The following is a 24573-nucleotide window of genomic DNA, read 5'->3' as shown; positions in this document are numbered from 1 at the left end:
GTGTCTATCCTTCCTTGCCGATGAATTTGTAGCCGACACCGCGTACCGTCACGATATAGATGGGATTGGCCGGGTCGGGTTCGATCTTTTTGCGCAGGTTGCTGATATGTACCATAATGGTACGCGTATCCCCGGCACTATCCGTACCCCAGATCAGCTCATAGAGGTGGTCCAGGTGAAAGGCTTTGTTCGGATGCTGTACAAAATGGGTGAGCAGATGAAACTCCTTGGTGGAGAGATTCACCGGCTTACCATTGATATGGGTAGTGTGAGCTTCCAAATCAATAGACAGGTCGCCATGCATTAACACCGAGTCACGGGTGGCAGCTTCTTCGGCATGGCCGTTATGGAAAGCCTGACGCCTCAATTGAGCCTTGACCCTGGCTACCAGCTGCCGGGGACTGAAGGGCTTGGTGATATAATCATCGCCGCCAATAGATAATCCGTGTATAATGTCGGTATCGTCGCTTTTACAGCTGACAAAGATAATCGGTACGGAAGAAAAATGCCGGATCTCCCTGCAAATTTGCAGGCCATCAAATGGTTTGATCTGGATGTCGAGCAGCACAAGATCAGGTTGCAGCGCCCCGGCTTGAGTCAGGGCGTCCGTTCCGTTGTCCACCGTATGCACTTCATACCCTTCACGGGTCAGATAGAGTTCGATTAACTCGGTAATGTCGGGTTCATCGTCAACGACAAGAATACGCGCGTTGCTCACGATTCGTTCCCCTCACTTTCTCTACGCTATTATAACGAATGCAGTGATCACGAAGCAATCGCTTTTGGAGGTCGTTTTACGTGGTATTACGAAGAATATGGAGCTCGGTTGCGTTAGTCCTGGTCATTATGAGTCTCGCGGGCTGCATGCACCTCTCCGAAAAAGCCGACTTAAAGGCAGTTGAAGGACGTGCTGATCTGACGGGCTTGTTCGCAAGCGGTCATGAGCTGTCCAGCCTTGGCGGAGTATGGGAGTTCTACAGTCATCGTCTGATTGAACCTGGCGCAGACTGGAATAGTCACAACAAACAGCTGGTTCAGGTGCCCGGATCGTGGAACAGTTATAAATCGGAAAACGACCTTCATGACGGTCAAGGCTATGGTACATACCGCTTGCAGTTTACGACGACGCTGGACCAGGATATTCTGGCCTTGCGCGTCCCTAATGTGTTTAGCTCCTATAAGCTGTGGGTTGATGGAAAGCTGTTGGCAGAGCGCGGACAAGTCGGTCAGAGCAGGGAGGAGGCTGTTCCTGAGCAATATCCGGGTCTGGTCATGTTCGTGAATGATCGGGAAGAGCATGAACTCGTCATCCAGATCGCTAATTATCATCACCGCAAAGGCGGCATCTGGGTTGATTTTCTCATTGGCGGCAGTGAGGAAATCATGCGCTATCAGACGATGGATACCGTCAATCATATGATTATTTTCGGCAGTCTGGCCATGGTGGGTTTTTATCATCTCGGTCTTTATGCTCTACGGCGGCAGGAGAAGTTCACGTTGTACTTCGGCCTCTTATGTCTGCTGGTGGGCATGCGCATGATCGTTACCGGCAACGCCTATCTGATGCAATGGTTCCCGTCAATTAGCTGGGAGACTGGCATGAAGATGGAATATTCCGCGTTTGCCTTGTCAGCACTGTCCAGCTATTTATATGTGTATTATCTGTTTCCAAAGGAATCCTCAACCCGGTTTCTCAAATGGCTGATCGGCTGCGCGGTTCTGCTATGTTCGACGGTGCTGTTTTCCTCAGCATTGCTCTATACCCGTCTGTTGCCCGTCTTTCAGCTGCTGGTCGTTTTTGTCTCGCTATATATTCTGTATGTCCTGCTCCAGGCGGTTCGCAACAAGCGCGCTGGTGCGGTGTACGTGTTAATTGGCATCACCGTATTCGTTCTGACCATACTCAACGACATGGCGTTTTATAATGAATGGTCCAAGGTGAGCGATCTGGTACCGGTGGGGTTGTTCTTCGTCATCATGATGCAGTCCTTCATCATCTCCACCCGATTCTCCAATGCCTTGTCGAGAGTGGAGCATGTATCCGCTGAAGTCAAATCACTTAATGCCAGTCTGGAGGAGCGGATCGTCGAGCGTACAGAGGAGCTGCAGGCGTCCCACGCCAAGCTGGAGAAGACACATCAGGAGCTTGAGAAAATGGAAACCTCCCGTACCCGGTTATTGAGTAATATCTCGCATGATCTCCGTACACCGATGACGCTGATTCAAGGCTATCTGGAAGCCATGCAAGACGGAGTGGTAACCGAGCCCGAGCAACGGGATCGCTATGTACGCATGATGCTAAGCAAGGTCGGTGGTTTGAACCGGCTCATTCATGAACTATTCGAGTTATCGAAGTTCGAAGCGGGCGTCGTGCAATTTCACAAAGAACAACTGACATTAGCCAAATGGATCGATGAGTTGGTTGAGCTGTATCAGCTGGATGTCGAGAGCAGGGGGATCGGCTTCGAGTGCTCGGTGCTGCTGGAACAGCAGGATCATACGGCGGATAGCGAGCACATCCTGCTCTTGCTCGACCGTTTTCGGATGGAGCAGGTCATGTCCAACTTGATCTATAATGCACTGGGCCATATGCAGGACCGCGGCACGCTCCAGCTCAGCTTTCAATATGCAGCGGAGCAATCCTCCCTGATTGTAGGGGTGCAGGATACGGGCCCCGGCATTCCGGAAGAAGATGTGCCGCATATTTTTGAACGGTTTTTCAGTACTGGCCGACATGCCGGCAATCGTCAAGGAAGCGGCATTGGGCTGGCCATTGTCAAAGAAATTATTGATGCGCATGACGGCGTCATTAGTGTAGAGAGCACAATGGGCGTCGGCACGAAGTTCGTCATCGAGCTGCCTGCAGCAGAGTGGATGAGCATCTAACCATGGCGAAGACCCTCAGCCCGGAATACAGGCATGAGGGTCTTGGGTCCAGCATTAAGATTGCTGGTCGTGAATAATTGCCGCGAGCGCATGATCAGGACCGATTTTCTCGAATACTAGCCGGATTAGGCTCGAGCCGTCAGCAGCATAGTATTCCACATAAGAGTATTCATCTGCCGGGTATACCTCCAGCAAGTTGCCGATCGAATCGGCTTGGGTTTCGTTTTCAGTAGGCTCAACCGCCTCATAATCTTTGTCATAGACATATTGCTCATGATACTCGGCATAGGTCATTTCAATAGCATCCTGACCATCGCCAGCGCTGCTCCAGACCCTGGTCTCATCATCAGACATCAGGCCGGCAAGTTCATCAGCGTCAATATTCTGGTCTGTCTCCACATTCACCGTGCCATGAGGCGAGAAGCGCACGCCTTTATCTTTGTGAGCCCAATTCGCTACCGTCTCCATGTTCCCGCTCTTTAGTGCTCTCAATACCGTTGTGGCTGACTCCAGAGCGGTTGGAGGCATACCTTCATCGCCCCAATCCGGTTCTTCGCCATTGGTGTCATCGACTGGATCGGTTGCTTCATTCGGTGCCTCGTTCCCATTGTCTGCTGGTGGCTCTTCCTGATTCACCGGGGGATTCGTGGGCGTATTGCCTGCTCCGCTGGATTCACCTGCTGGTGCTTCATTTTGACCGCATGCCGCCAGCATGACGGACATGAGGAGGATTGCTGCTCCAAACTTCAGTTTTCTTTTGTTCATCGGTACCACTCCTTTGTCTGTGTATATGGATTAGACAAGGAAGACCCGGAATGAGTTCCATTTATTTGTTGAATCGTTACAAGGACGTGTATAATCGCTCATACCAGCCGAACAGGAGGGAAAATAATGAAGATGGGTCGATGGTTAATCCTTGCGTTAAGTATGTTGTTGCTGTTGGGAGCTTGTAGTGGAGAGGAAGAGGGCTCAACTGAGGAGAACAAACCGACCAATGAGGAATGGTCAACGTACAGCAATAGCCGATTCGGATTTACGGTGGATTACCCGGCAGCGTGGGAGCTCGGCAAGGAATCGGACAACGGCGACGGCGTTCAGATCACGCATGGGGACGAAGTTACCGTGCTCGCCTATGCCTCTCTTTTTAATGAAGAAATGGCGCCCGATTTGTCACAGTCCGAGCCTACTACGCTGGATAATGACCGAGACGCCAATCTATTCGTAACGAAGGATAACAATACGACTAATCTACAGGTAGTATTTATCCTGGATGACCGGATACAGTATAATTTGGATATAACGGCATCTACGGCATATTACGAGACGAATCGGGATCAAGTGGACCGAATGATCGCCAGTCTCGACTTCTTTGAAGGCACAGAGGGCTGAGTGATCGCATGATGCCGACTATTCATTCTGGGCAATCAACTCGCGCATTCTGCTAATCGATTGTTTGCGCTGATCCTTGTTCATCGTATTGAAGAGCTGGATGACCTCCAGGGTATCGGCGGTCATCTGTTCTTCCCGGATCGATTCACCACCGATGATGTAATCAAGCGATACCTGAAAGAATACCGACAGCTTGATCAAGGTCTCGTAAACAGGCTGACGATTATTAATCTCATAGTGGCTGTATGCGGAGCGTGTAATACCGATGTGCCGGGCCACTTCCTCCTGTGACAGCTTTTTGCGTAACCTCAACTCTCTCAAACGATCTCCCATCGTCATATCGGCGGACTCCTTACCTACTGTCGGATAGTGATGCTTGATCAACCCCCAGGGGGTCGAAATGAAACGATTACTTTTAATTTATGATACAAATTGTATCATTGTCAAGCCCTGCCTGCCAGGGAAGTCGAAAATACGACCAAATAGATGAAAATAGAAGGAGGAGAATGCTAGATGAAACTGAATTTTGTATGCGATTGCGGCAACCAGGTTGCCTTTTTCGGGACAGGCATGAATGATGACCAAGAGCGGGAAATTATGGAGCCGGAGGATGACGACAGACTGCAAGTGATGGTGCTGGACAGCGGATTGGTACTGACGTGCCGCTTTTGTAAACAAGGATACCGTCTGCCTAATCAATCTTCCGATTTCGCGTACTGATAAACGAAAGTGAGGGATATCCATCATGCATGAATACGACTATAACCTATTGATTACCGGCCAGTTATCCACGAACAAGTTCCGTTATCCGGATGAGAAGCGGGACATCATATGCTCGACTACGCTGCTCAGTGGTCACGGCTTGCAGGTACTGATTGATCCAGGTTGGCGAGAGACTCTACTGATGGATGCCTTGAAGGAGGCAGCAGTCGAACCAGATGATATCCATATCGTCTATGTGACGCATCTGCATCCCGATCATTATCGCAATATCCGGCGCTTCCCTAACGCGCGCTGGCTTGTGCCGGAGCAGGAGCTGACCAATTGGAAGGAGCGCGTCCCGGCAGTGGACGAGGATATTTTTGAACAGTTTGTCCCGATAGAGGCGGCCGAGATTGCTCCGGGTTTACAAATCGTGCAGACCCCAGGTCATACACTTGGCCATACATCTGTTCTATTCCGGCAAGCCGGTTCTGGTCAAAGGGTGCTCATTGCGGCGGACGCAGTGCTGGCACGGGAATATTACGCGCACGGTGAAGTACATCCCATCTCAGAGAATCAGGAACTGGCGAAGCAGACGATTGAAGAGGTCAAGAGGCTCGCGCCGGACCTTATTATTCCCGGTCATGATGAACCTTTTGCAGGCTGACTGATACGACCACGTCCCAAGTCTTGACATATTCCTTTCAGTTATGCTATGATTATACGGATGAATGTTAGGCATTTTCTTTTGGTCTACATTCCTACTGCTTGCATTGAATAATCGTTACGAACTTTGGATATATATAGTGGATGGATATATACATGCCTGATTCTCACTGGCGCGGTCTTCGGAGCCGCAAGGATGGAAGAGAGGAAGGGCTTTCGTTGTTTTAGGTTTTTCAATGATTTCGTGTTAGCTTTAGACGCAAGACTTAGCTTCTACTGAGGTTATTCTGCAAGTAGTCCACCGGAGATCCACTCCGGTGAGCGAGCGCGGCATTAGCACGCGCTGAATATAACCGGCCTTTCGCATATGTGCGGAAGGCCGGTTTTTGTATGCGGACATAAGATAGGGCTGACCCTTGGCATTATGCCGTGTGGTCAGCCCTCATAGACATTAAAGTTTCTTAAGTCGGTGCCGAAGGTGGATCTGATCCTTCAGGTAGTCGGTCTCGCCGATGAATCAGAAAGTTGTATAGTTTCTTGGCAAGTACTTTGGTGATCATATACAGCGGAATAGCAGTCATGATCCCGACAATGCCGCCAATCGACCCAGCAATCAGAATCGTCAGAATGGTCGTGACAGGATGAATGTCCAGCTTGCGTCCGTAAATATGCGGTCCCAGCAGATTGCTCTCGACGTTCTGGGCAATGAGATTGATGAGCAGTACCCAAATCACGGTGGTCGGCGAATCGATAAAGGCAACGATAACGACAGGCACCATTCCGATAAGCTGACCGATATAAGGAATCAGGTTGACGATTGCGGCAAAGATGGCCAGCAGTAAGGAGTAACGCAGACCAACAAGCAGGAATCCTCCATACATCATCGCTCCCAAGAGGAAGCAGAGCAGTACCCGTCCCAAGATGAATTCGCTTAGGATGCGGTCGATCTCCAGCAGTGTCTTGCGTGCCTCGTGACGCCAGTTTCTCGGCATGCTCCGAATCAGCTTGCGGCAGCCTGCGCGATCCTGCTTCAGCATGTAGTAGAGCAGAATCGGGGCGGTACCGATCACAATCGCGAATGTCGTAATAAAAGACACAGCACCGGATATGTAATCCGAGACGTAATTAATCGCGTCTGACAGGTAATCCGTCAATCGGTCGGTCAATGAAGAGTCATTGAGATTTACGCCTTGGAACAGCTCCTGATCTTGCAGCTGGTTGATCTGCTGACGCACATCATTTGCCAGCTGAGGCAGACTGTTCACGAAGTCATACGTCTGCTTCTGCAACGTTGGCCATACCAGGAAGAAGAACAATACCAGAAGGCCCGCGAGTACTGCATAAATCAAAAGTATCCCGACTGCACGGGGCACTTTCCACTTTTGCAGCCGTCCAACGATCGGACGCAGAAGATAATAGAAGAAAATGGAGAACAGGATCGGCATAAGCACGATATTAAATGCCAGCACAAGCGGTTCAAACAAAAATTGAACTTTATGCAGCAGATAGATGATGAGCAGGATCAGAATAATACTGATGCATGCGCGATAAAACGTTCCGACTTGCATCCAGAGTCCTCCCATTCCTCCATAGTGCATACGTAATGCTTTATATCCAAGTAATAACCCGAACACCTCAAAACCAAACTCGTGCAAGCTTGTTTTTGTTTTATCAGTAATGCCGAGAATACTCCCGTCTTCTAAAAGCGGGGGATGAATCGGTGCTTTTTGTTGTATTCGAATAGGAACGTATGTGCTATAATTGGGGTATAGACTTTTGGTAAAGGGCGGTGTCGGGCCATGCTAAGACATAAAGCATATAAGTTTCGGCTCTATCCCTCGCCAGAGCAAGAAACGCAGATGCGGAGAACGTTGGGATTCGCTCGCTTTGTCTTTAATCATTTCCTTGCCGCGTGGAAGGAAACGTATGAAACGACGGGCAAGGGGTTGTCCTACAACGCTTGTGCTACGCAGCTCCCAGGGCTCAAGCAAGCCTTGCCCTGGCTCAAAGAAGTGGACAGCATCGCCTTACAATCTTCCGTTCGCCACGTGGCAGACGGCTTTCAGCGTTTCTTCAAGAAGCAGAATCAGGCCCCGCGTTTCAAGAGTCGGAAGCATCCGGTTCAAAGCTACACCACAAGATATACGAACGGGAATATCGCGGTCAAAGGAAACACGATTCAACTTCCCAAGCTGGGTGCGGTCCGATTTGCCAAGTCACGCGAGGTGGAGGGCCGTCTGCTCTCAGCTACGGTGCGTCTTGCCCCCAGTGGCAAATGGTTCGTCTCGCTCGTAAGTGAAGTAGACATCCAGCCGCTACCGGTCTGTGAGCAAGCGGTGGGAATCGATGTCGGCATCAAGCACCTGGCCGTTACCTCCGATGACGTAGTGATTGATAATCCTCGGCATACGCGCCGCTATGAAAAGCAATTGGCGATCTGGCAACGCCGGATGGCCCGCCGCACAAGAGGCGGTAGCAACTGGAACCATGCGAAGCGCAAGGTGGCTCGCCTTCATGAGAAGATACGGAACAGTCGTCACGATGCGCTGCACAAGCATACGACGAAGTGGATACGTGAAAACCAAACGATCTGCCTCGAAGACTTGCGCATTATGAGTATGATGAAGAACCGGAAGCTGGCAAAGCATATCGCAGACGCACCATGGGGTGAGATGAGTCGACAGTTGCATTACAAGGCTGAGTGGTATGGACGCACGATCAAGGAAGTGCCCACCTTCGTCCCAACGAGCCAAACCTGTCACATCTGCGGGGCCATCCATACAGCGGTTAGAGACCTGAGCGTCCGCGAATGGGAATGCGGCGGCTGCCAGACCTGGCACGACCGGGATGGGAATGCCGCGCAGAATATTAAAGAAATGGCCGTCTAGTCTCGGCCTCCGAATAGAACTGCGGGAACCGCAGGGATCGCTTGGTCATCTTTGCTCCAGAAGGAGCAACAACCCAAGAATCCCCCACCTCAGCCTTTAGGCAGGTGGCGGGAGTGTTCAAGGGGTAGACTTCCAATCATGTTTTTGCTATTATCTATCTGTATAATACAGAACATCGTTTTATAATATAAAACAAAAATTGAGAAAGGAATATGTAATAGGTTATTCACTTAGCTAACCTGGTCGTTATGAAAGCGCTATGATTATTAGATTCAAATATATCTCAGGCATTTGAAAAATGGCCGGAGAGGCACGGAATCGAATCTGGTCAACGCTTTCTGAAAGAAAGCGACTTCGGAAGCATAAGCTGCGTAACGTTCGCCTGAAAGCTTTTCACAGAAAAGCTAACTTCGAAAGCATATGCTTCCCCGGATTTCACCCCTTAAAGGGTAAGAATCAAAGAAACCTGGGGACAACAGCGATCGGAAGATCGATCCGTGACTGTAGGCTTTTCTCTTCAACAGCCTGAAACTTTTACTTAGAAGGAGCGATATCCCATGAGAATTATTCGTTACCGCGACGGCTCAGCCGTTCGTTTGGCTGCCGTAACCGATGAAGACGCCCTGTATCCGATCAAGGATTCAGACTTTATATCTTTTGTAAACAGAGCCCGTGAGGAGGGCGTAACGCCACTTCAAGCCGCGGAGCAGCTGGTCCAGAGCTCGACACCGCAAGCCGTTGACTGGAAGACACTTGAGCTGCTGGTACCGATTGAAGCTCCAGAGGTATGGGCAGCAGGTGTAACGTACCAACGCAGCAAGGAAGCGAGAAATTACGAGGCGACAGGCGGCAAATTAGACGCTTCAACCTTTTATGACAAAGTATATGATGCGGAGCGGCCAGAATTGTTCATGAAGTCTACCGCTGCTCGGACGGTGGGACCGGGGGATGCAGTCTGCTTGCGCAATGATTCCAAATGGCAGGTTCCCGAGCCTGAGCTTGGTCTGGTACTGAATCGGGAAGGCGAGATCCTGGGATATACGGTAGGCAACGATATGAGCTGTCGGGACATTGAAGGCGAGAATCCGCTTTACCTGCCACAGGCCAAGGTATGGAAGCAATCCTGTTCCATCGGCCCCGCTATCCGTCTGGCAGATGCGACGCAGGACCCGTATCAGTTGGAGATCAGCTGCCGAATTTTCCGTAACGGGGAGAAAGTGGTGGATGAATCAGCAAGCACCGGTCAACTGAAGCGCAAACTGGAGGAACTGGCATCTTATCTGCACCGGGATAATGTGGTTTTCGACGGAACTGTCCTGCTGACCGGTACATGTGTTGTGCCTCCGAATCAATTTACACTGGATGAGAATGATGTGATCGAGATTGAAATTACAGACATCGGAACGTTGACTAATACTGCCAAATGGGCATAACCATAAACGGATAGAAAGGATGATCAAAATGGCAAACGAAAACACGCCAACCTATGGTAACTTTATTAATGGGGAGTGGAGCACTCCACAGAACGGTACACAGACAAGCATCAACCCGGCTAACCGGCAGGAGATTGTGGGGCTGATCCCTAATTCATCAAAAGAAGATTTGGATGCAGCGGTCGCCGCTGCAAAATCTGCTCAGCGGGCTTGGCGGAAGCTGGCGGGTTCGCAGCGCGGGGCACTGTTATTCAAAGCGGCAGATATTCTGGAGAGCCGCACCGACGAGATCGGTGAAACGATGACGCGTGAGATGGGCAAAACGCTGCCAGAAGCGAAGGGCGAGACCGCACGCGGCGTAGCGATTCTTCGTTATTATGCCGGTGAGGGCATGCGCAAAGTGGGCGACGTCATCCCTGCAACCGATGCGGAAGCCTTCATGTATACGACGCGTTCACCGCTGGGTACTGTCGGCGTCATCTCCCCATGGAACTTCCCGGTAGCCATTCCCATCTGGAAGATGGCACCAGCTCTTATCTACGGCAATACAGTCGTATGGAAGCCAGCTACGGAAACGTCGGTGACTGCAGCCAAAATTGCCCAATGCTTCCATGACGCCGGATTCCCCCCAGGTGTGCTGAACATGGTGGTTGGCAGCGGCTCTGTTATTGGCCAGGGCATTGCCGAGCATCCGGATATCAACGGCATTACCTTCACAGGGTCGAATGGCGTGGGCAAGCAGGTTGGTCAGGCGGCGCTGGCGAGAGGGGCCAAATATCAGCTGGAGATGGGCGGCAAGAACCCGATTATCATTGCGGAGGATGCTAATCTTGAGCTGGCAGTGGATGCGACAATTAGCGGCGGACTCAAATCGACAGGCCAGAAGTGCACGGCCACCAGCCGGGTTATCGTGGTCAAGGGAATCTATGAAGCGTTCAAAACGAGATTGCTCGAGAAGGTCGCGGAGCTGAAGGTCGGCGATGGTCTGGCGGCTGACACCTGGCTCGGACCGTGCGCGAATGAGAAACAAATGGAAACGGTATTATCCTATATCCAAAAAGGTGTAGACGAAGGCGCTGTTCTGCTGCATGGCGGGGAGCGATTGGAGCAGGGCGAGCTGTCCAACGGCTTCTATGTGACGCCTGCCATTTTTGACGGCGTTACCTCTCGCATGTCCATTGCCCAGGAAGAAATCTTTGGCCCGGTTCTGGCGCTGATTGAAGCACAGGACATCGACGAGGCGATTGAACTGGCCAACGATACAGACTATGGCCTGAGCGCGTCCATCTATACGCAGAACATCGGCAATGTGCTCGCCTTTGTTCAGGATATGGATGCCGGACTGGTACGCGTCAACGCCGAGACGGCAGGAGTCGAGCTGCAGGCGCCGTTTGGCGGCATGAAGCAGTCCAGCTCTCATTCCAGAGAACAGGGACAGGCCGCCATCGAATTCTACACCTCCATTAAAACTGTGTTCATCAAGCCTTAAATCGCATTCGAGAGAGGAAGGGGCAGGCATGAATACCGCATTTGCAACAATTATGGGTGACAGCAACGACAAGGACTATTTCAATATTTATACCCATGCTCCCGGGCCAAGCGGTTCGCTGCCGCTGACCCCGGAGATGCTGACGGATGCGCCAAGCGGCGATCTGTTTGGATTATCACAAAATGTAGGCATGGGCTGGGACCCTGGCAAGCTGCTCGGCCGGCAGGTTCTGATCCTGGGCACCCAGGGCGGCATCCGTGATGAGGATGGCTCCCCGGTGGCCCTCGGCTATCATACCGGACACTGGGAGGTCGGCTTGCTAATGAAAGCCGCCGCAGAGGAAATTAGCGGCAGCGGCGATATCCCGTTTGCAGGGTTTGTCAGCGATCCGTGTGACGGCCGTTCGCAGGGTACGACAGGCATGTTCGATTCGCTGCCTTACCGCAATGACGCTGCGATGGTGCTGCGACGGCTCATTCGCTCTTTGCCCCTGCGCTCGGCTGTTCTCGGAGTGGGGACCTGCGACAAGGGCTTGCCGGCCATGATGATTGCACTGGCGGGGATGACGAATTTGCCTGGCATAATCGTGCCAGGCGGTGTCACGCTGCCGCCGACCAATGGCGAGGATGCGGGCAAAATCCAGACGATCGGCGCGCGTTATACGAATGGCGAGCTGACGCTGGAGGAAGCCGCAGACCTGGGATGCCGGGCTTGTGCAACACCTGGCGGCGGATGCCAGTTCCTTGGCACGGCCGGCACAGCTCAAGTAGTAGCTGAGGCACTGGGTATGACCGTACCGCATGCGGCACTTGCGCCTTCGGGACAGCCGGTCTGGGAAGAAATGGCGCGCCAATCCGCTCGAGCAGCGCTGCATATGGCGGAGCAAGGGATCACCACGGGACAGATCATCACGGATCAGGCCATCCGCAATGCGATGGCGGTTCATGCTGCTTTTGGCGGCTCAACCAATCTGCTGCTGCATATCCCTGCCATTGCTCATGCTGCGGGCAGACATATGCCTACAGTAGCGGATTGGGCGGAAGTGAATCGTGAGGTACCGCGTCTTGTAAGTGTTCTTCCGAACGGGCCGGAGCCTCATCCTACCGTACGTGCCTTTTTGGCAGGTGGTGTACCCGAGGTCATGCTGCATATGAGGAAGTTGGGTGTGCTGGAAGAGAGAGCGCTTACGGTTACGGGCCAGACTATTGGCGAGACACTGGATTGGTGGGAAAACTCGGAACGCCGCCATCGGATGCGTAAGCACCTGCTGGAACAGGAAGGCGTCGACCCGGATCGCATCATCTTTAGCCCCGAGCGTGCTCGGGTGGCGGGTCTCACTTCTACCGTTACCTTCCCGGTAGGTAACATCACGCCAGAGGGCTCGGTGATCAAGTCAACGGCGATCGATCCCTCAATGGTGGATGAGAGCGGTGTGTACCGCCATGTCGGCCGGGCGAAGGTGTTCACGACGGAGAAAGCCGCAATACGTGCGATCAAAACTAAAGGCATTGCGGCCGGAGATGTTCTGGTACTGATTGGGCGCGGGCCATCCGGCACGGGCATGGAAGAGACGTATCAGCTGACATCCGCACTGAAGCATTTGTCTTACGGCAAGCAAGTCTCCCTGCTCACGGATGCACGTTTCTCGGGCGTATCCACTGGCGCATGTATCGGCCATATCGGACCCGAAGCGCTCGCTGGCGGACCGGTGGGCAAGCTTCGAGACGGGGATTGGATCGATATCCACATCGATCTGCTGAAGCTGGAAGGCCGCGTCGATATGGTAGGCAGCGGCGAGCAGCCAGAGGATGCTGCCCAGGGCAGCCTGGAGCTCGCCTTGCGTACGCCGCATCCTGGCTTGGCCAAGGATCCCGACCTGCCTGATGATACGCGGCTCTGGGCAGCTCTGCAAGCAGCGAGCGGCGGCACATGGCGGGGCTGTGTGTACGATGTGGACCGGATTGTCGGGTTGTTGGAAGCGGGGATGCGTACCCCAGAGGGACAAACGATTATGAGCGGCCTACCTGAGCCGGGAGGAGTGAAACGGACGTGATTCAGAATCCGATCTTGAGGGGATTTCATCCTGACCCATCCATTATTCGCGTAGAGGATGATTATTACATTGCCACCTCCACCTTTGAGTGGTTTCCCGGCGTACTCATTCATCATTCCAAGGATTTGGTCAACTGGCGGCCGCTGACATACGCACTGACGCGCAGCTCGCATATTCAGCTGGCCGGCACGATTGACTCCGGAGGCGTATGGGCACCTTGTCTGAGCTATCATGATGGAATCTTCTATCTCATCTATACTGACGTCAAGAGCCGTATGGGCAAGTTCAAGGACACCCACAATTATCTGGTGACGGCCAGCGATATTATGGGCCCTTGGTCTGAGCCAATCTACCTGAACAGCAGCGGCTTTGACCCCTCCCTGTTTCATGATGAGGACGGGCGCAAATGGCTGCTTAACATGAGGTGGGATCACCGGCAGGGCAATCACCCGTTCGGAGGTATTCTGCTGCAGGAATACTCGGTGGAAGAAGGCAAACTGATCGGTCCGGTCCGCAATATTTTTGAGGGGACCGCGAGCGGCTTGACCGAAGGGCCGCATGTGTACAAACGGGACGGGTATTACTATCTGTTAACGGCCGAAGGGGGAACCCGTTATGATCATCAGGTAACGATGGCGCGCTCACGGAACCTCGAGGGGCCCTACGAGATTGATCCCGAGAATCCGATTCTGACCTCCTCGGGCAAGCCTGAATTGACATTGCAAAAGGCGGGTCATGCCGATCTGGTGGAGACGCAAAGTGGGGAATGGTACATGGTTCATCTGGTCGGCCGTCCGGTGAAGGACCAGTTGTGCATGCTGGGCAGGGAGACAGCGATCCAACGCTGCTACTGGACAGAGGATGGCTGGCTGCGTGTCGAAGGCGACGACGCTTCACCGAAGCTGGAGGTGCAGCCGCCTGATCTGCCGCTCCATCCGTTCCCAAAGGAGCCTGACACCGATGACTTCGACGCTCACACATTGGGACTGCAATGGAATACCTTGCGGATTCCTGCATCACCTGATTGGCTGTCACTAACCGAACGCCCTGGATATTTGAGACTGTATGGTCAAGAGTCGCCGATTTCGATTAACCGCCAGAGCATCGTTGCGCGCAGGCAACAGGCCATGGCTTGTGAAGCCGAGACCTCGGTCGAATTTCAGCCGTCTCATTATCCTCAGATGGCGGGTCTGATTCTATATTACGATACCAAGGATTATGTCTATCTCAGAGTGAGTCGGGATGATGAACTTGGCCGCTGCCTGAACATCTTCCAATCTGTGAACGGCACTTGCGAGGAAATCATGAGCCCAGAGGTCTCGATCGCAGAGGCAGGAGCTTGCCGGCTGAAGGTCGTGATTCAGCGGCATATCGCACAATTCTTTTATGCAGAGGAAGGGTCGGTGGATTGGACAGCAATCGGTCCGGAACTGGATGTGAGCCATCTTAGCGATGAAGCGGATTATATCCGGTTTACAGGCAATTACATTGGCATCTGCGTGCAGGATACGACGGGTACCCGGTTGCATGCCGATTTCGATTATTTCCGTTACACAGAGCTGGAATAGGGCAGAGCACTATACAAGCAAACAGCAGCAAAGCGCGAGAATCGCTCTGCTGCTATTTGCGTTTTTCGGTACATGAGGACGTACATTTGATTCTACTCTATGTTTATATTAAGCTTGAATGTATAAGATTCGGTCTATGCCCGCGGCGTGATGCTCCGGGCAGACAGCGTTACCACTATACGATCCAGGTTAGGATGGGACTAAGATGATGATGAATGGCTTGCAGATTGAGCAGATCAAATCGATACGCAATGAATTGACGCGCTTTATGATGATGTATAAGTTTGCACTCGATGCGATGGAGACACGTGTGGAGATTCTGAAGGAAGAATTTCATTTGCTGCATGATTACAATCCGATCGAGCATACGAAGAGCCGGGTCAAATCGCCGGAGAGCATTATCAAGAAGCTGTACCGCAAAGGTTTTGATATCTCATTGCCAAGCATCAAGGAGAACATCAAGGATATCGCCGGATTCCGCATCACCTGCTCGTTCATCTCGGATATTTACCGCATCCATGATATGTTGAAGAGCCAGCATGACCTAATCATTCTGGAGACAAAGGATTACATCCAGGAACCGAAGCCCAATGGCTACCAAAGTCTGCATCTGCTGGTGGAAGTTCCGGTGTTTATGTCCGATCGCCAGGAGAGAGTGTGCATTGAGATTCAAATTCGCACGATTGCCATGGATTTCTGGGCAAGCCTCGAACACAAGATTTATTACAAATACAATGAATCCGTACCCCCGTCCCTACTGGCAGAGCTAAAAGAAGCTGCGGATTCGGCTGCAAAGCTCGACCTCAAGATGGAGCAACTCCACAAAGAAGTCGAGGTCATCAAGGAAGCGCATGAGGGGCTACAGGAAAATGAATTGAAGCAGATCATTATCAATAAACAGCAATTCCAGCTGCCGGCCGCACTGCTGGAGCTGCTGACAGACGGCAAGGGATAAGAGAAACCATTCGGGAGGGAAAAGGATGTCGGAGATCAAGTTAGTGGTGGATTATGAAGCGTATGAAGCGGGCGAGACGATGGAGGACAAGCTCAAGGAGCTGGTTGCATCCGGGCAGAGCAGTACGCTCACAAGCCTGATCATCGGCGATTGGGGCGGCGCCTATGAGAATGATTCCAGCGGAATCGTGGAGACACTTGTGCAGCTCAAAGACTCGTTTCCGGCCCTGCGCAAGCTGTATATCGGCGAGATGACCTTCGAAGAATGCGAGATGTCCTGGATTATGCAATCGAACATGGCGCCACTGCTCCAGGCCTACCCGGAGCTGCAATCCCTGACCGTACAAGGCGGTACTGATCTGGCCATTGATCCGCTAGCCCATGAGAAGCTGGAGGAGCTGAGGGTCATTACTGGCGGCCTGAGCAAAGCAGTGCTTGCCAGTATTGCGGGAGGTGCTCTGCCCAATCTGCGCAAGCTGGAGCTCTACCTCGGCGTCGATGATTACGGATTTGACGGCGGGCTGGAGGATATTCTTCCTTTCCTGGAAAAAGACCGCTTCCCCAATCTGACTTATCTTGGTCTGAAGAACAGCGAGATTCAAGACGACATCGCGATTGCCGCATCGGATGCGCCCGTGCTTCTGCAGCTGCAGGTCCTCGATCTGTCGCTGGGTACGCTGACAGACAAAGGTTCGGAAGCCCTGATCGCCAGTGCAGGCGTGCGTCGTCTCGATAAACTGGATTTGAGCTATCATTATATGTCGGATGAGATGATGAAACGCTGGGTGGCGTCAGGCATGAATGTAGATATATCTGACAAGCAAAAGGACGATGACGAAGACTACCGCTTTCCCTCGATTACCGAATAACCGATGCGCATGCTTCTAATCGGCAATCCCGGCAACAAGAGGACAGCTGGGCTCCAAGCGGCGCGCAATCGGCTCGGGCTGCCCCCGGCGACAGTCATCTCGTACGAGGCTTTGCTGCAGGGACACTCGCTAAGTGAGTTGACGGGTGAAGGTGAAGCGCCTGCCCTGCTGCGGTTGGATGCTCCGGGCGAGCTGTTCGGAGTAGAGCGGCAATTGATTGCTCTTGGCGCCCCCGATGCAGCGGTGGAGGTGGACGGGGACCGGCTGCTGGATCCTGATCTGGAGCCGCCTGGATCTGGACCAAGGCCAATTCTCCAGCAAGCAGCTTTGCAACTGGATGAACGAAGAGGAGAGCTCGTTCATCCCTCGCAATGGTTTCGCGGGTATGTCCGGCTGCTGGCACGACTGGAGCGGGAGGTGGCGGAGCTCTGGCCACAAGCGAAATGGGTTCATGCTCCGGCGTCCGTCGCTCTGATGTTCGATAAGCGGCGCAGTCATGAGCTCCTGAGTGAAGGTGGCGTTGTGGTGCCGCCGCGGCTGGCGGATCCCCGGACGCTGTCCTGCTACGAGGATGTCCGTGAAGCGATGCGGCGAGAGCGCATGCCGCGAATTTTCCTGAAGCTTGCCAGTGGATCGGGAGCGAGTGGCGTGCTGGCGTATCAGACTCATCCCACTACGGGAGCTGAGGTCGTATTGACGACACTCGGCGTCGAGAATTACGTGACTCGTCCGCCTGTTTATTACAACAGCCGCAAGCTGCTCCGGTATACGGACCCGCGGCAGATCCGACAGTTGATAGATTGGGTGCTGCGTCACGGCGCACACGCAGAGCGCTGGATCGCCAAGGCATCGGCAGGGAACGGTGTATATGATATCCGGCAGCTTGTAGTAGACGGCCTGGCCGGTCATAGCATTGCCCGGATCAGCCGGACGCCTATTACCAATCTGCATTTACGCAATGAGCGGCTGAGCCTTGATGAGCTCGGCATGGCTCCGGAGCTCCGTCAAGAGGTGGCGCAGGCAGCGGAGCAGGCAATGGACTGCTTCCCAAATGTTCGGACTGCTGGCGTCGATGTGATGGTCAGCCGGACCGGCCGGGTCTATGTACTGGAGGTCAATCCGTTTGGCGATTTGCTCTATTATGTATTGCATGATGGGGTGGATCCCTATGAATGGCAGCTGCGCCGATTCATGAGTAGTGAAGCAAGGGAAGGGGAGCATGGTGCATGCCCAACATGAATGAAATCATCGGCAGCCATGATCTCCTGATGATTACGCTGGACACGCTGCGGTACGACGCAGCTGTGCTGGAGGAAGGCAACTGCCCTAACTTGTGTGGCAGCGGGAGGTGGGAGAAGCGGCATACGCCGGGCAGCTTTACGTATGCTGCGCATCATGCGTTTTTTGGCGGCTTCCTGCCCACGCCTGCGACGACAGACAAGTCCTCCCATGTCCGGCTGTTCCACTCCAAGCATACCGGTCTCAAGACCCATCCGGACACCTGGCTCTTCGATACCCCGGATATGGTGTCAGGATTGCAGGAGGCCGGCTACCGCACGATTTGTATCGGCGGTGTGATCTTTTTTACGAAGAAGATTGCTTTGGCGAAGGTGTTACCCGGATATTTTCAGGAGAGCTATTGGCGCATGACCTTTGGGGTTACCAATCCGCGCTCGACGGAGCACCAAGTCAACCATGCTATTCGTCTGCTGGATAAGACCGAAGAGGAGCAAAAGCTGTTCTTGTTTCTGAATGTGTCAGCCATCCATGGGCCCAATCATTATCATATCCCAGGGGCCAAGTGGGATTCCGTCGACACGCAGCGAGCAGCGTTGCGCTATGTAGATGGCGAACTTGGCCGTCTGTTTGACCGGCTGCGCCAGCGCCAGCGTCCGGTGTTCTGCCTAGTCTTCTCCGACCACGGTACAGCTTATGGAGAAGACGGCTATGAGGGTCACCGGTTGGCGCATGAGGTGGTATGGAATGTACCATATCGCGAATTTATTTTATAGTCGCAGTTGATCACGAAGTGATTCAGGAAGCGTATTCGACGTCGAATCTTGCGTTCACCTTCGAAAAGTATCGCTTACGATGCTAGTTTACTTCGGAAACTCTTAGGTGCTTATGTAGGCTTACCTACATTCCGCTCCTCCTTCTTCAGGTTCTCGCAACCTTCTCGGTGCTGAACTCCGACATTAATAGACACATACTTATAGAGAAAGGTGTGATGCCGCATGAGACCAATCGTGCATGATAGCAATGCGGCTCATGAATCGACATCCTTTATATCAGGCTGGAAGGAGAAGCTGAAGGCAGATCCTTACCGGTCTTACTTGTATTCCTACCCGCACAAAACCGCGTATCGCCAGCTGGAGCCTGCACTGCCGTTGGCTGATCTGTGGGCGAAGGAACCGGCCGAAACTTATTTTCTCTACATGCATATTCCGTTTTGCGGTGCCCGCTGTGGCTTCTGCAATTTGTTCACCCTGCCAGACGGCCGGACGTCGGTGCATGAGCAGTACATCGACGCCCTGGAGCGGCAAGCCAACCAATTGGCGCCGATTGTCGGTGGCAAGCCATTTGCCCGTTTTGCCTTGGGCGGTGGGACGCCAACGCTGCTGGCCCCGAACCAGTTGGAACGTCTCTTCCTAATTGCCCAAGAGGTGATGGGATTAGATCCGGAGCAGGCTTCTATCTCCGTCGAGACCTCGCCAGATACCGTGACGGCGGAGCGTCTGGATATCCTTAGCAAGTACCGGGTGGACCGTGTGAGTATGGGCATTCAAAGCTTCGTGGAGGCGGAGGCCAACGCTGTCTACCGACCACAAAAGCCGGCCGAGGTCGAGCGTGCCTTGCAGCTGCTGGAGACGTATCATTTTCCGGTGCTGAACCTGGATCTGATCTACGGGCTGCCGGGTCAGACGGTGGATTCCTGGCTGTACTCTGTAGACCGCGCACTTGCTTATGCGCCGCAGGAGCTTTTTATCTATCCGCTCTACACCCGGGAGCATACGATCGTCAAGCCGGGAGACGTAACACGCAGCGGCGAGGATATCCGACTCACCTGCTACGAAGCAGCTAGGGAACGACTGCTTGCTGCAGGGTATGTCCAGTATTCCATGCGGCGCTTCGCCAAACCGGATGCTGGTGGAAGCAAGCAGCTGCTGCCTTATGGCTGTCAGGAAGAAGGGATGGTTGGACTCGGGTGCGGCGCCAGATCCTATACCCATGCCGTCCATTATGCATCCCCTTATGGGGTAAGTCGCCGGGCAACCGCCAGCATTATCTCTGATTATGTGCACGCTGAGGATCACACTGTGGCCGAGTATGGCTATGTTCTGTCAGAGGCTGAGCAGAGCCGCCGTTATGTACTGAAGGGCATCCTCCACCGGGAGGGTCTGGATCTAGCAGCTTACCGGGAGCGCTTTGCGGCCGAGGCGCTGGAGGTGCATGGGGAGCTGAAATTGCTGCTTCAGACGGGCCTGGCAGAGCTGCAGCAGGGTGTGTATCGGTTGACTGACGAAGGTCTGGCCTATTCTGATGCAATCGGCGATTGGCTGATCTCGCCTGAGGTCCGCGAGCGAATGGAGGCGTATGAGCTGCGATGAGAGCGACCCTGTACTATCGAGGCAAGCTGGCATCCTGCAATTATGCCTGTCCCTATTGTCCCTTCAGCAAGCGGGTTGATGATGCAGCGACACTGGCGTTGGATCAGGCTCAGCTGGAGCGCTTCATCGATTGGGTGGAGCAGCAGGGCTTGGCGGGCCATCAGTTATCGATTTTCTTCAATCCCTACGGGGAGGCGCTCACCCATCGGTGGTACCGCGAAGGTATCCTCAAGCTAAGCCGGATGGAGCATGTCGAGCGCATTGCCATTCAGACTAATCTGTCTGCCAAGATGGAGTGGACCAGTCATCTGGAGCAGGGCAAGCTGTCCATTTGGGCTACATACCATCCGGGGCAAATTCCTGAGCATGCGTTCTTGGGGCGCTGCCAGGAGCTGCTTGAACGGGATATCGCTTTTAGTGTGGGTACCGTTGGCGTGCGAGAGGCATTTGAAGCGATCGCTTCGATGCGGAAGCTGCTGCCTCGTGAGGTCTACTTGTGGATTAATGCGTACAAGGACCGGCCAGCATACTATACCGCTGAGGAGCGCTCGTGGCTCTCGTCGATTGACCCCTTGTTTGAATACAACCTGTCGGATTACGAGAGCAGGGGCAAATACTGCAAGGCAGGGGACGAGGTGTTCTATGTGCAAGGAGACGGGAAGGTCAAGCGCTGTTACAAAGACCGGCAAGTCATTGGCGATTTATACCGCGATGGCCTGGAGGGGCTGGCTGCGCCCCGCCTCTGCAGGATGGAAGCCTGCGACTGCTACATCGGCTATATCCATCTGCCAGGCGCCCTGCCTGACGGCTTATACGGCTCACAGAAGCTGGAGCGGATCGCAGCAGAGCGCGCCTTTACACTGACCTAAACAATTGGCATGATCGGAAGGCTGTAGTGTGTGGCGAAAGGCGAGGCTGGTGTTCAATAGAGTAAGAAAGGTGCGTTACAGTAGGTGATGGGCGATACTGCTTGTCTGGAGAGGTAGCGCACCCGAGCGACTTTCTTTGGTTAGAGCTCGGATTTGCGCCGGATTGGCCGCCTGTAACGAAAGTTTCTTTACTTAGAGCTCGGATCTGCGCCGAGTGGCCGCCTGTAACGAAACATTCTTTACTTAGAGCACCGATCCGCGCCGAGTGGCCGCCTGTAACGAAAGTTTCTTTACTTGGAGCTCGGATCTGCGCCGATTGACCGCCTGTAACGAAAGTTTCTTTACTTAGAGCACCGATTTGCGTCGAGTGGCCACCTGTAACGAAAGTTTCTTTACTTAGAGCACCGATTCGCGCCGAGTGGACGCCTGTAACGGAACTTTCTTTACTTAGAGCACCGATATTCGCCGAGTGGCCGCCTGTAACGAAAGTTTCTTTACTTGGAGCTCGGATCTGCGCCGAGTGGCCGCCTGTAACGAAAGTTTCTTTACTTGGAGCTCGGATCTGCGCCGAGTGGCCACCTGTAACGAAAGTTTCTTTACTTGGAGCTCCGATTTGCGCCGACCAACCGCCTGTAACGAAACTTTCTTTACTTAGAGCTACCGAGCCGTGCCGAACAACCGCCTCCTCCAACATCAGTATCAACCCGCTTGCCTTGAGGCCAGCGGGTTTTCTGGCGTAATCGCGATCAAGCCTCGTTCGCGGACCACTATTTCCGCCAACGTGCTCGTCAATTTGCCGGGACGGGCAGGGGAGGTGGGACATACCCTGTAGCAATCACATGTTCGAAGGAGGGATCTCCTATTCGCCGTTCCCGTATCCGGACGTATACGTACAAAGCCGGAAAAAACCTGTACATTGTCATTAAGATCCAGCAGCTCGCCAGCGCCCGGGCGCAGGTTGGCAACGTGTTGGCCAGCAACGCCGTGAATCTGCAGATTTACAAGGCAAAGGGTAACAGACGGTAACGTGACAACGAACATACGGTCAGGTACATCCATTTTTGAAGGGGAGGCACTTCTATGGGAAAACGTAAAAAACGGAGCGGCAAGTCGACCCGTCAGACAAATATCGTTGGTTCGGACAGCAGCAACACGAGATTCCGGGCAAAGCAGAGCGCCAGTGCAACTGTCGGTCAGGGCGGGAACGCCTTTGCCATCAATAGCAATGAGTTGGGTGTCATCCGGGTACGTGCTGGCCAGCAGGGCTGAGTACATCCAGTGAATCCAGCGAAAAAAACGGACAAGTGACCGATTGGCTCACATGTCCGTTTTTCATTTCACGTGTTCGAGTTATAGTATAGTTTTCAGGTAATCGCGCCTAATACTGCACACTGCTGAAGTTAGGCTGATACCAGTTCCACCAGTCGGTCTCACCGAGCGCCGGTCGGGTGACATGGGGGTGCTCACTTAGCTTGAGGAGCTCCTTGGTTGGACCAGTTACGATAAGACCATAAGAACGCACGCCATGCTCGCTTACATAATCGATTCTCTCCTGCAGTTGGGGCTGTCTTACCACCTTGCGCACCCACCGCTCATTTTGCTGCAAATCTTCAAGTGCCCGAAGAAAGGCCTGTTCCTTGGCTGGACCATCGCCCCATACTTGAAGGCTATTGTTGTCTGCGTACTCCAGCATCAGACGATCGCTCATCCCCCACAAGCCATTGCCGTCATAGAGATAACTGCCTAGATTGGCGACTCTCTCCTCGTCTCCAGTATCAAATGCATACCATACAATATCCATGTCATAGCCTTCGAATAGGTCATAAATTTCCTGGAGCGAGTAAAGTGCGTCCAGTGAAAAAGCCAGCTCCGAAACCGTACCTTCGGGCAGCATCTCCAGGGCATGCCAGACTTCGCCGTCTGACTCCGATGCATATTGACGTTGTTCTTCGTTCAGTTCCTCTCCAACAGTAGGGTACTCGAAGAACAGGTTGCTCTGATAAGCGCCGCCCGACCATTCCCGGTTTACCTGCAACAGGTGAAACCGCATATCGCCCTGGAGTCGACCGAGGATCTGGTCGCGGTAGCCAACCCGCTTGGTCAGTGAATAGTCCATGGAGAGGTTAAAATAGAAACCACTGTTGATGCCGCCGCTGTTGACATTGACGTTAGGCGTTGTCATACCGACGGCTGCAGAGATGACCTTGGGCAGCCGGTTCATCGTACTGTCGGAGCCGCCCAGTCCATACAGCAAACCGGTTATGATGCCTGAAACAATCGAGAACAGGATGAAGGCGCAGAACAGGTTGAATACCGTCCCCAATCGGTTTCGCCACTTGGCCCGCCGCATCCACCGCTGCTGCTCCCCTCCAGATGGCGGAGCTGGCTCGGGCGGCACAGGGGGGACAAGGGCAGCCTGGGCAGCAAGGGCTTGCTCCAACCGCTGCTGGCATGCAGGGCAATGCTCCAGATGGGCCTCGACCTGTTGCTCCTCCTCCGGAGTGCAGGACCCGTCCAAATAACGGTCCCACAGTTCATCGATTTCTTTGCAGCTATATGTGGTCATCGGTAATCGCCTCCATAGGTTTGCTGAATCAGTTGTCTAAGCTCCTCACGCCCGCGATGAATATTGATCTTCACGCTAGCCAGCGACAGTCCTGTAATATCTGCAATCTCCTGGTAGGAGAGTTGATGATGGTCGCGCAGCAGTACCGCGTGGCGTTTGTTGATGGTCAGCTTGCCCAGCAAACGGAACCAGCTCTGTGCTTCCTCACGTGCCAACGCTTCCTGCTCGGCGCTCTTTGCAGCCGGACCGGCTGCTGCTGTCTGTTCCATCCAGGCCGGCTCATAAGGGCTGCTTCGGCGTTCTTTGCGCTGCCAATCAATGAAGGCATGGTAAGCGACCTTGAACAGCCAGGGCTTGATGCGTTCATTGTCATAACTGTCAAGATAGACATAAGCCTTGTAGAACGTATCCTGCATCAGATCCTCGGCAGCCTGGGGACTTGCAGCCAGGGAGAATAAATAACGGTATAAGTCGGCACCATAGGTCCGATAGATATGATCCAGTGCATGTGTTTCGACCGTGCATCCCCCTTTTCTGCGAGTGTAGCCGCCTTGTTCTGCTGTATCCACGTTTCAGTATATAAGAAGTTACACGCCCTGCAAAAAAGTTCAGCGAAAGAAAAAAGAAATAGCA

General features: G+C 53.2%; 22 protein-coding genes. 16 read left to right on the top strand and 6 right to left on the bottom strand.

Going from position 1 to position 24573, the window contains the following annotated elements:
* Nucleotides 1–4: 4 nt before the first annotated feature.
* A complete protein-coding gene (locus tag F556_RS0108920) occupies nt 5–718 on the bottom strand; it encodes a response regulator transcription factor (protein ID WP_020616591.1) in 714 nt (237 codons plus the stop codon).
* 80 nt (nt 719–798) lie between these two features.
* Between F556_RS0108920 and F556_RS33600 the strand changes: the two genes are divergently transcribed.
* Nucleotides 799–2886: a sensor histidine kinase gene (locus F556_RS33600; RefSeq protein WP_083937936.1), complete on the top strand. Its 2088-nt coding sequence runs from the start codon at nt 799–801 to the stop codon at nt 2884–2886.
* A 54-nt stretch (nt 2887–2940) separates the two neighbouring features.
* Here F556_RS33600 and F556_RS0108910 read toward each other — a convergent pair whose 3' ends face one another.
* Nucleotides 2941–3651, bottom strand: a complete 711-nt coding sequence (locus F556_RS0108910) for a hypothetical protein (protein WP_020616589.1) — start codon at nt 3649–3651, stop codon at nt 2941–2943.
* 126 nt (nt 3652–3777) lie between these two features.
* Between F556_RS0108910 and F556_RS0108905 the strand changes: the two genes are divergently transcribed.
* On the top strand, nt 3778–4275 hold the full coding sequence (locus tag F556_RS0108905; protein ID WP_020616588.1) for a hypothetical protein: 498 nt from the start codon (nt 3778–3780) through the stop codon (nt 4273–4275).
* Between the two features lie 18 nt (nt 4276–4293).
* Here the strand turns inward: F556_RS0108905 and F556_RS0108900 are convergent, their stop codons facing one another.
* A complete protein-coding gene (locus F556_RS0108900) occupies nt 4294–4614 on the bottom strand; it encodes a helix-turn-helix domain-containing protein (protein ID WP_020616587.1) in 321 nt (106 codons plus the stop codon).
* Between the two features lie 174 nt (nt 4615–4788).
* Between F556_RS0108900 and F556_RS0108895 the strand changes: the two genes are divergently transcribed.
* Nucleotides 4789–4995: a hypothetical protein gene (locus tag F556_RS0108895; protein WP_020616586.1), complete on the top strand. Its 207-nt coding sequence runs from the start codon at nt 4789–4791 to the stop codon at nt 4993–4995.
* Nucleotides 4996–5020: 25 nt separating this feature from the next.
* A complete protein-coding gene (locus F556_RS0108890) occupies nt 5021–5644 on the top strand; it encodes an MBL fold metallo-hydrolase (RefSeq protein ID WP_020616585.1) in 624 nt (207 codons plus the stop codon).
* Between the two features lie 460 nt (nt 5645–6104).
* On the opposite strand, the gene F556_RS0108885 is transcribed toward F556_RS0108890, so the two are convergent.
* A complete protein-coding gene (locus F556_RS0108885) occupies nt 6105–7211 on the bottom strand; it encodes an AI-2E family transporter (protein ID WP_020616584.1) in 1107 nt (368 codons plus the stop codon).
* A 231-nt stretch (nt 7212–7442) separates the two neighbouring features.
* On the opposite strand from F556_RS0108885, the gene tnpB reads away from it, so the two are divergent.
* The 12 genes from tnpB (at nt 7443) to F556_RS0108825 (ending at nt 22643) form a co-directional block, all read left to right on the top strand.
* Nucleotides 7443–8531, top strand: coding sequence for an IS200/IS605 family element RNA-guided endonuclease TnpB (tnpB, locus tag F556_RS0108880; protein ID WP_020616583.1), 1089 nt, complete (start codon nt 7443–7445; stop codon nt 8529–8531).
* A 557-nt stretch (nt 8532–9088) separates the two neighbouring features.
* Entirely contained in the window at nt 9089–9964 is an 876-nt protein-coding gene (locus F556_RS0108875; protein WP_020616582.1) for a fumarylacetoacetate hydrolase family protein, read from the top strand.
* Nucleotides 9965–9992: 28 nt separating this feature from the next.
* The gene (gucD, locus tag F556_RS0108870) at nt 9993–11453 is read left to right on the top strand and encodes an alpha-ketoglutaric semialdehyde dehydrogenase GucD (protein WP_020616581.1); all 1461 of its coding nucleotides are present in this window, start codon (nt 9993–9995) and stop codon (nt 11451–11453) included.
* 28 nt (nt 11454–11481) lie between these two features.
* Entirely contained in the window at nt 11482–13506 is a 2025-nt protein-coding gene (locus F556_RS0108865) for a YjhG/YagF family D-xylonate dehydratase (protein ID WP_020616580.1), read from the top strand.
* Nucleotides 13503–15074, top strand: a complete 1572-nt coding sequence (locus F556_RS0108860; RefSeq protein ID WP_020616579.1) for a glycoside hydrolase family 43 protein — start codon at nt 13503–13505, stop codon at nt 15072–15074. Before F556_RS0108865 ends, F556_RS0108860 begins: the two co-directional genes overlap by 4 nt.
* A gap of 211 nt (nt 15075–15285) precedes the next feature.
* Nucleotides 15286–16029 carry a GTP pyrophosphokinase gene (locus tag F556_RS0108855; RefSeq protein ID WP_026297187.1) on the top strand — a complete coding sequence of 248 codons (744 nt, stop codon included), beginning with the start codon at nt 15286–15288 and terminating at the stop codon, nt 16027–16029.
* A 25-nt stretch (nt 16030–16054) separates the two neighbouring features.
* On the top strand, nt 16055–16897 hold the full coding sequence (locus F556_RS0108850; protein ID WP_020616577.1) for an STM4015 family protein: 843 nt from the start codon (nt 16055–16057) through the stop codon (nt 16895–16897).
* A gap of 3 nt (nt 16898–16900) precedes the next feature.
* Complete coding sequence (locus tag F556_RS0108845) at nt 16901–18136, top strand: STM4014 family protein (protein WP_020616576.1); 1236 nt, start codon at nt 16901–16903, stop codon at nt 18134–18136.
* A complete protein-coding gene (locus F556_RS0108840; protein ID WP_020616575.1) occupies nt 18124–18909 on the top strand; it encodes an STM4013/SEN3800 family hydrolase in 786 nt (261 codons plus the stop codon). The genes F556_RS0108845 and F556_RS0108840 overlap by 13 nt, the downstream gene beginning before the upstream one ends.
* 222 nt (nt 18910–19131) lie before the next feature.
* On the top strand, nt 19132–20505 hold the full coding sequence (locus F556_RS0108835) for an STM4012 family radical SAM protein (protein WP_020616574.1): 1374 nt from the start codon (nt 19132–19134) through the stop codon (nt 20503–20505).
* Nucleotides 20502–21374 (top strand): STM4011 family radical SAM protein, encoded by an 873-nt coding sequence (locus F556_RS0108830; protein ID WP_020616573.1) that lies wholly within the window; start codon nt 20502–20504, stop codon nt 21372–21374. Before F556_RS0108835 ends, F556_RS0108830 begins: the two co-directional genes overlap by 4 nt.
* 1080 nt (nt 21375–22454) lie before the next feature.
* Complete coding sequence (locus F556_RS0108825) at nt 22455–22643, top strand: hypothetical protein (protein WP_020616572.1); 189 nt, start codon at nt 22455–22457, stop codon at nt 22641–22643.
* 109 nt (nt 22644–22752) lie between these two features.
* On the opposite strand, the gene F556_RS0108820 is transcribed toward F556_RS0108825, so the two are convergent.
* Nucleotides 22753–23940 carry an anti sigma factor C-terminal domain-containing protein gene (locus F556_RS0108820; RefSeq protein ID WP_020616571.1) on the bottom strand — a complete coding sequence of 396 codons (1188 nt, stop codon included), beginning with the start codon at nt 23938–23940 and terminating at the stop codon, nt 22753–22755.
* Nucleotides 23937–24509: a sigma-70 family RNA polymerase sigma factor gene (locus F556_RS0108815; protein WP_020616570.1), complete on the bottom strand. Its 573-nt coding sequence runs from the start codon at nt 24507–24509 to the stop codon at nt 23937–23939. Before F556_RS0108815 ends, F556_RS0108820 begins: the two co-directional genes overlap by 4 nt.
* Nucleotides 24510–24573: the final 64 nt, after the last annotated feature.

Origin of the sequence: Paenibacillus daejeonensis DSM 15491 (assembly GCF_000378385.1) — a bacterium.
Lineage (GTDB): Bacteria > Bacillota > Bacilli > Paenibacillales > Paenibacillaceae > Paenibacillus_D > Paenibacillus_D daejeonensis.
This window is presented reverse-complemented; position numbering and strand designations above follow the sequence as displayed.

Bases quoted from the DNA above. Each gene is read 5' to 3' on its own strand.
- F556_RS0108910 (WP_020616589.1), bottom strand. From the start codon at position 3,651: ATGAACAAAAGAAAACTGAAGTTTGGAGCAGCAATCCTCCTCATGTCC.
- F556_RS0108905 (WP_020616588.1), top strand. From the start codon at position 3,778: ATGAAGATGGGTCGATGGTTAATCCTTGCGTTAAGTATGTTGTTGCTG.
- F556_RS0108900 (WP_020616587.1), bottom strand. From the start codon at position 4,614: ATGACGATGGGAGATCGTTTGAGAGAGTTGAGGTTACGCAAAAAGCTG.
- F556_RS0108895 (WP_020616586.1), top strand. From the start codon at position 4,789: ATGAAACTGAATTTTGTATGCGATTGCGGCAACCAGGTTGCCTTTTTC.
- F556_RS0108890 (WP_020616585.1), top strand. From the start codon at position 5,021: ATGCATGAATACGACTATAACCTATTGATTACCGGCCAGTTATCCACG.
- F556_RS0108885 (WP_020616584.1), bottom strand. From the start codon at position 7,211: ATGCAAGTCGGAACGTTTTATCGCGCATGCATCAGTATTATTCTGATC.
- tnpB (WP_020616583.1), top strand. From the start codon at position 7,443: ATGCTAAGACATAAAGCATATAAGTTTCGGCTCTATCCCTCGCCAGAG.
- F556_RS0108875 (WP_020616582.1), top strand. From the start codon at position 9,089: ATGAGAATTATTCGTTACCGCGACGGCTCAGCCGTTCGTTTGGCTGCC.
- gucD (WP_020616581.1), top strand. From the start codon at position 9,993: ATGGCAAACGAAAACACGCCAACCTATGGTAACTTTATTAATGGGGAG.
- F556_RS0108865 (WP_020616580.1), top strand. From the start codon at position 11,482: ATGAATACCGCATTTGCAACAATTATGGGTGACAGCAACGACAAGGAC.
- F556_RS0108855 (WP_026297187.1), top strand. From the start codon at position 15,286: ATGAATGGCTTGCAGATTGAGCAGATCAAATCGATACGCAATGAATTG.
- F556_RS0108850 (WP_020616577.1), top strand. From the start codon at position 16,055: ATGTCGGAGATCAAGTTAGTGGTGGATTATGAAGCGTATGAAGCGGGC.
- F556_RS0108845 (WP_020616576.1), top strand. From the start codon at position 16,901: ATGCGCATGCTTCTAATCGGCAATCCCGGCAACAAGAGGACAGCTGGG.
- F556_RS0108840 (WP_020616575.1), top strand. From the start codon at position 18,124: ATGCCCAACATGAATGAAATCATCGGCAGCCATGATCTCCTGATGATT.
- F556_RS0108835 (WP_020616574.1), top strand. From the start codon at position 19,132: ATGAGACCAATCGTGCATGATAGCAATGCGGCTCATGAATCGACATCC.
- F556_RS0108830 (WP_020616573.1), top strand. From the start codon at position 20,502: ATGAGAGCGACCCTGTACTATCGAGGCAAGCTGGCATCCTGCAATTAT.
- F556_RS0108825 (WP_020616572.1), top strand. From the start codon at position 22,455: ATGGGAAAACGTAAAAAACGGAGCGGCAAGTCGACCCGTCAGACAAAT.
- F556_RS0108820 (WP_020616571.1), bottom strand. From the start codon at position 23,940: ATGACCACATATAGCTGCAAAGAAATCGATGAACTGTGGGACCGTTAT.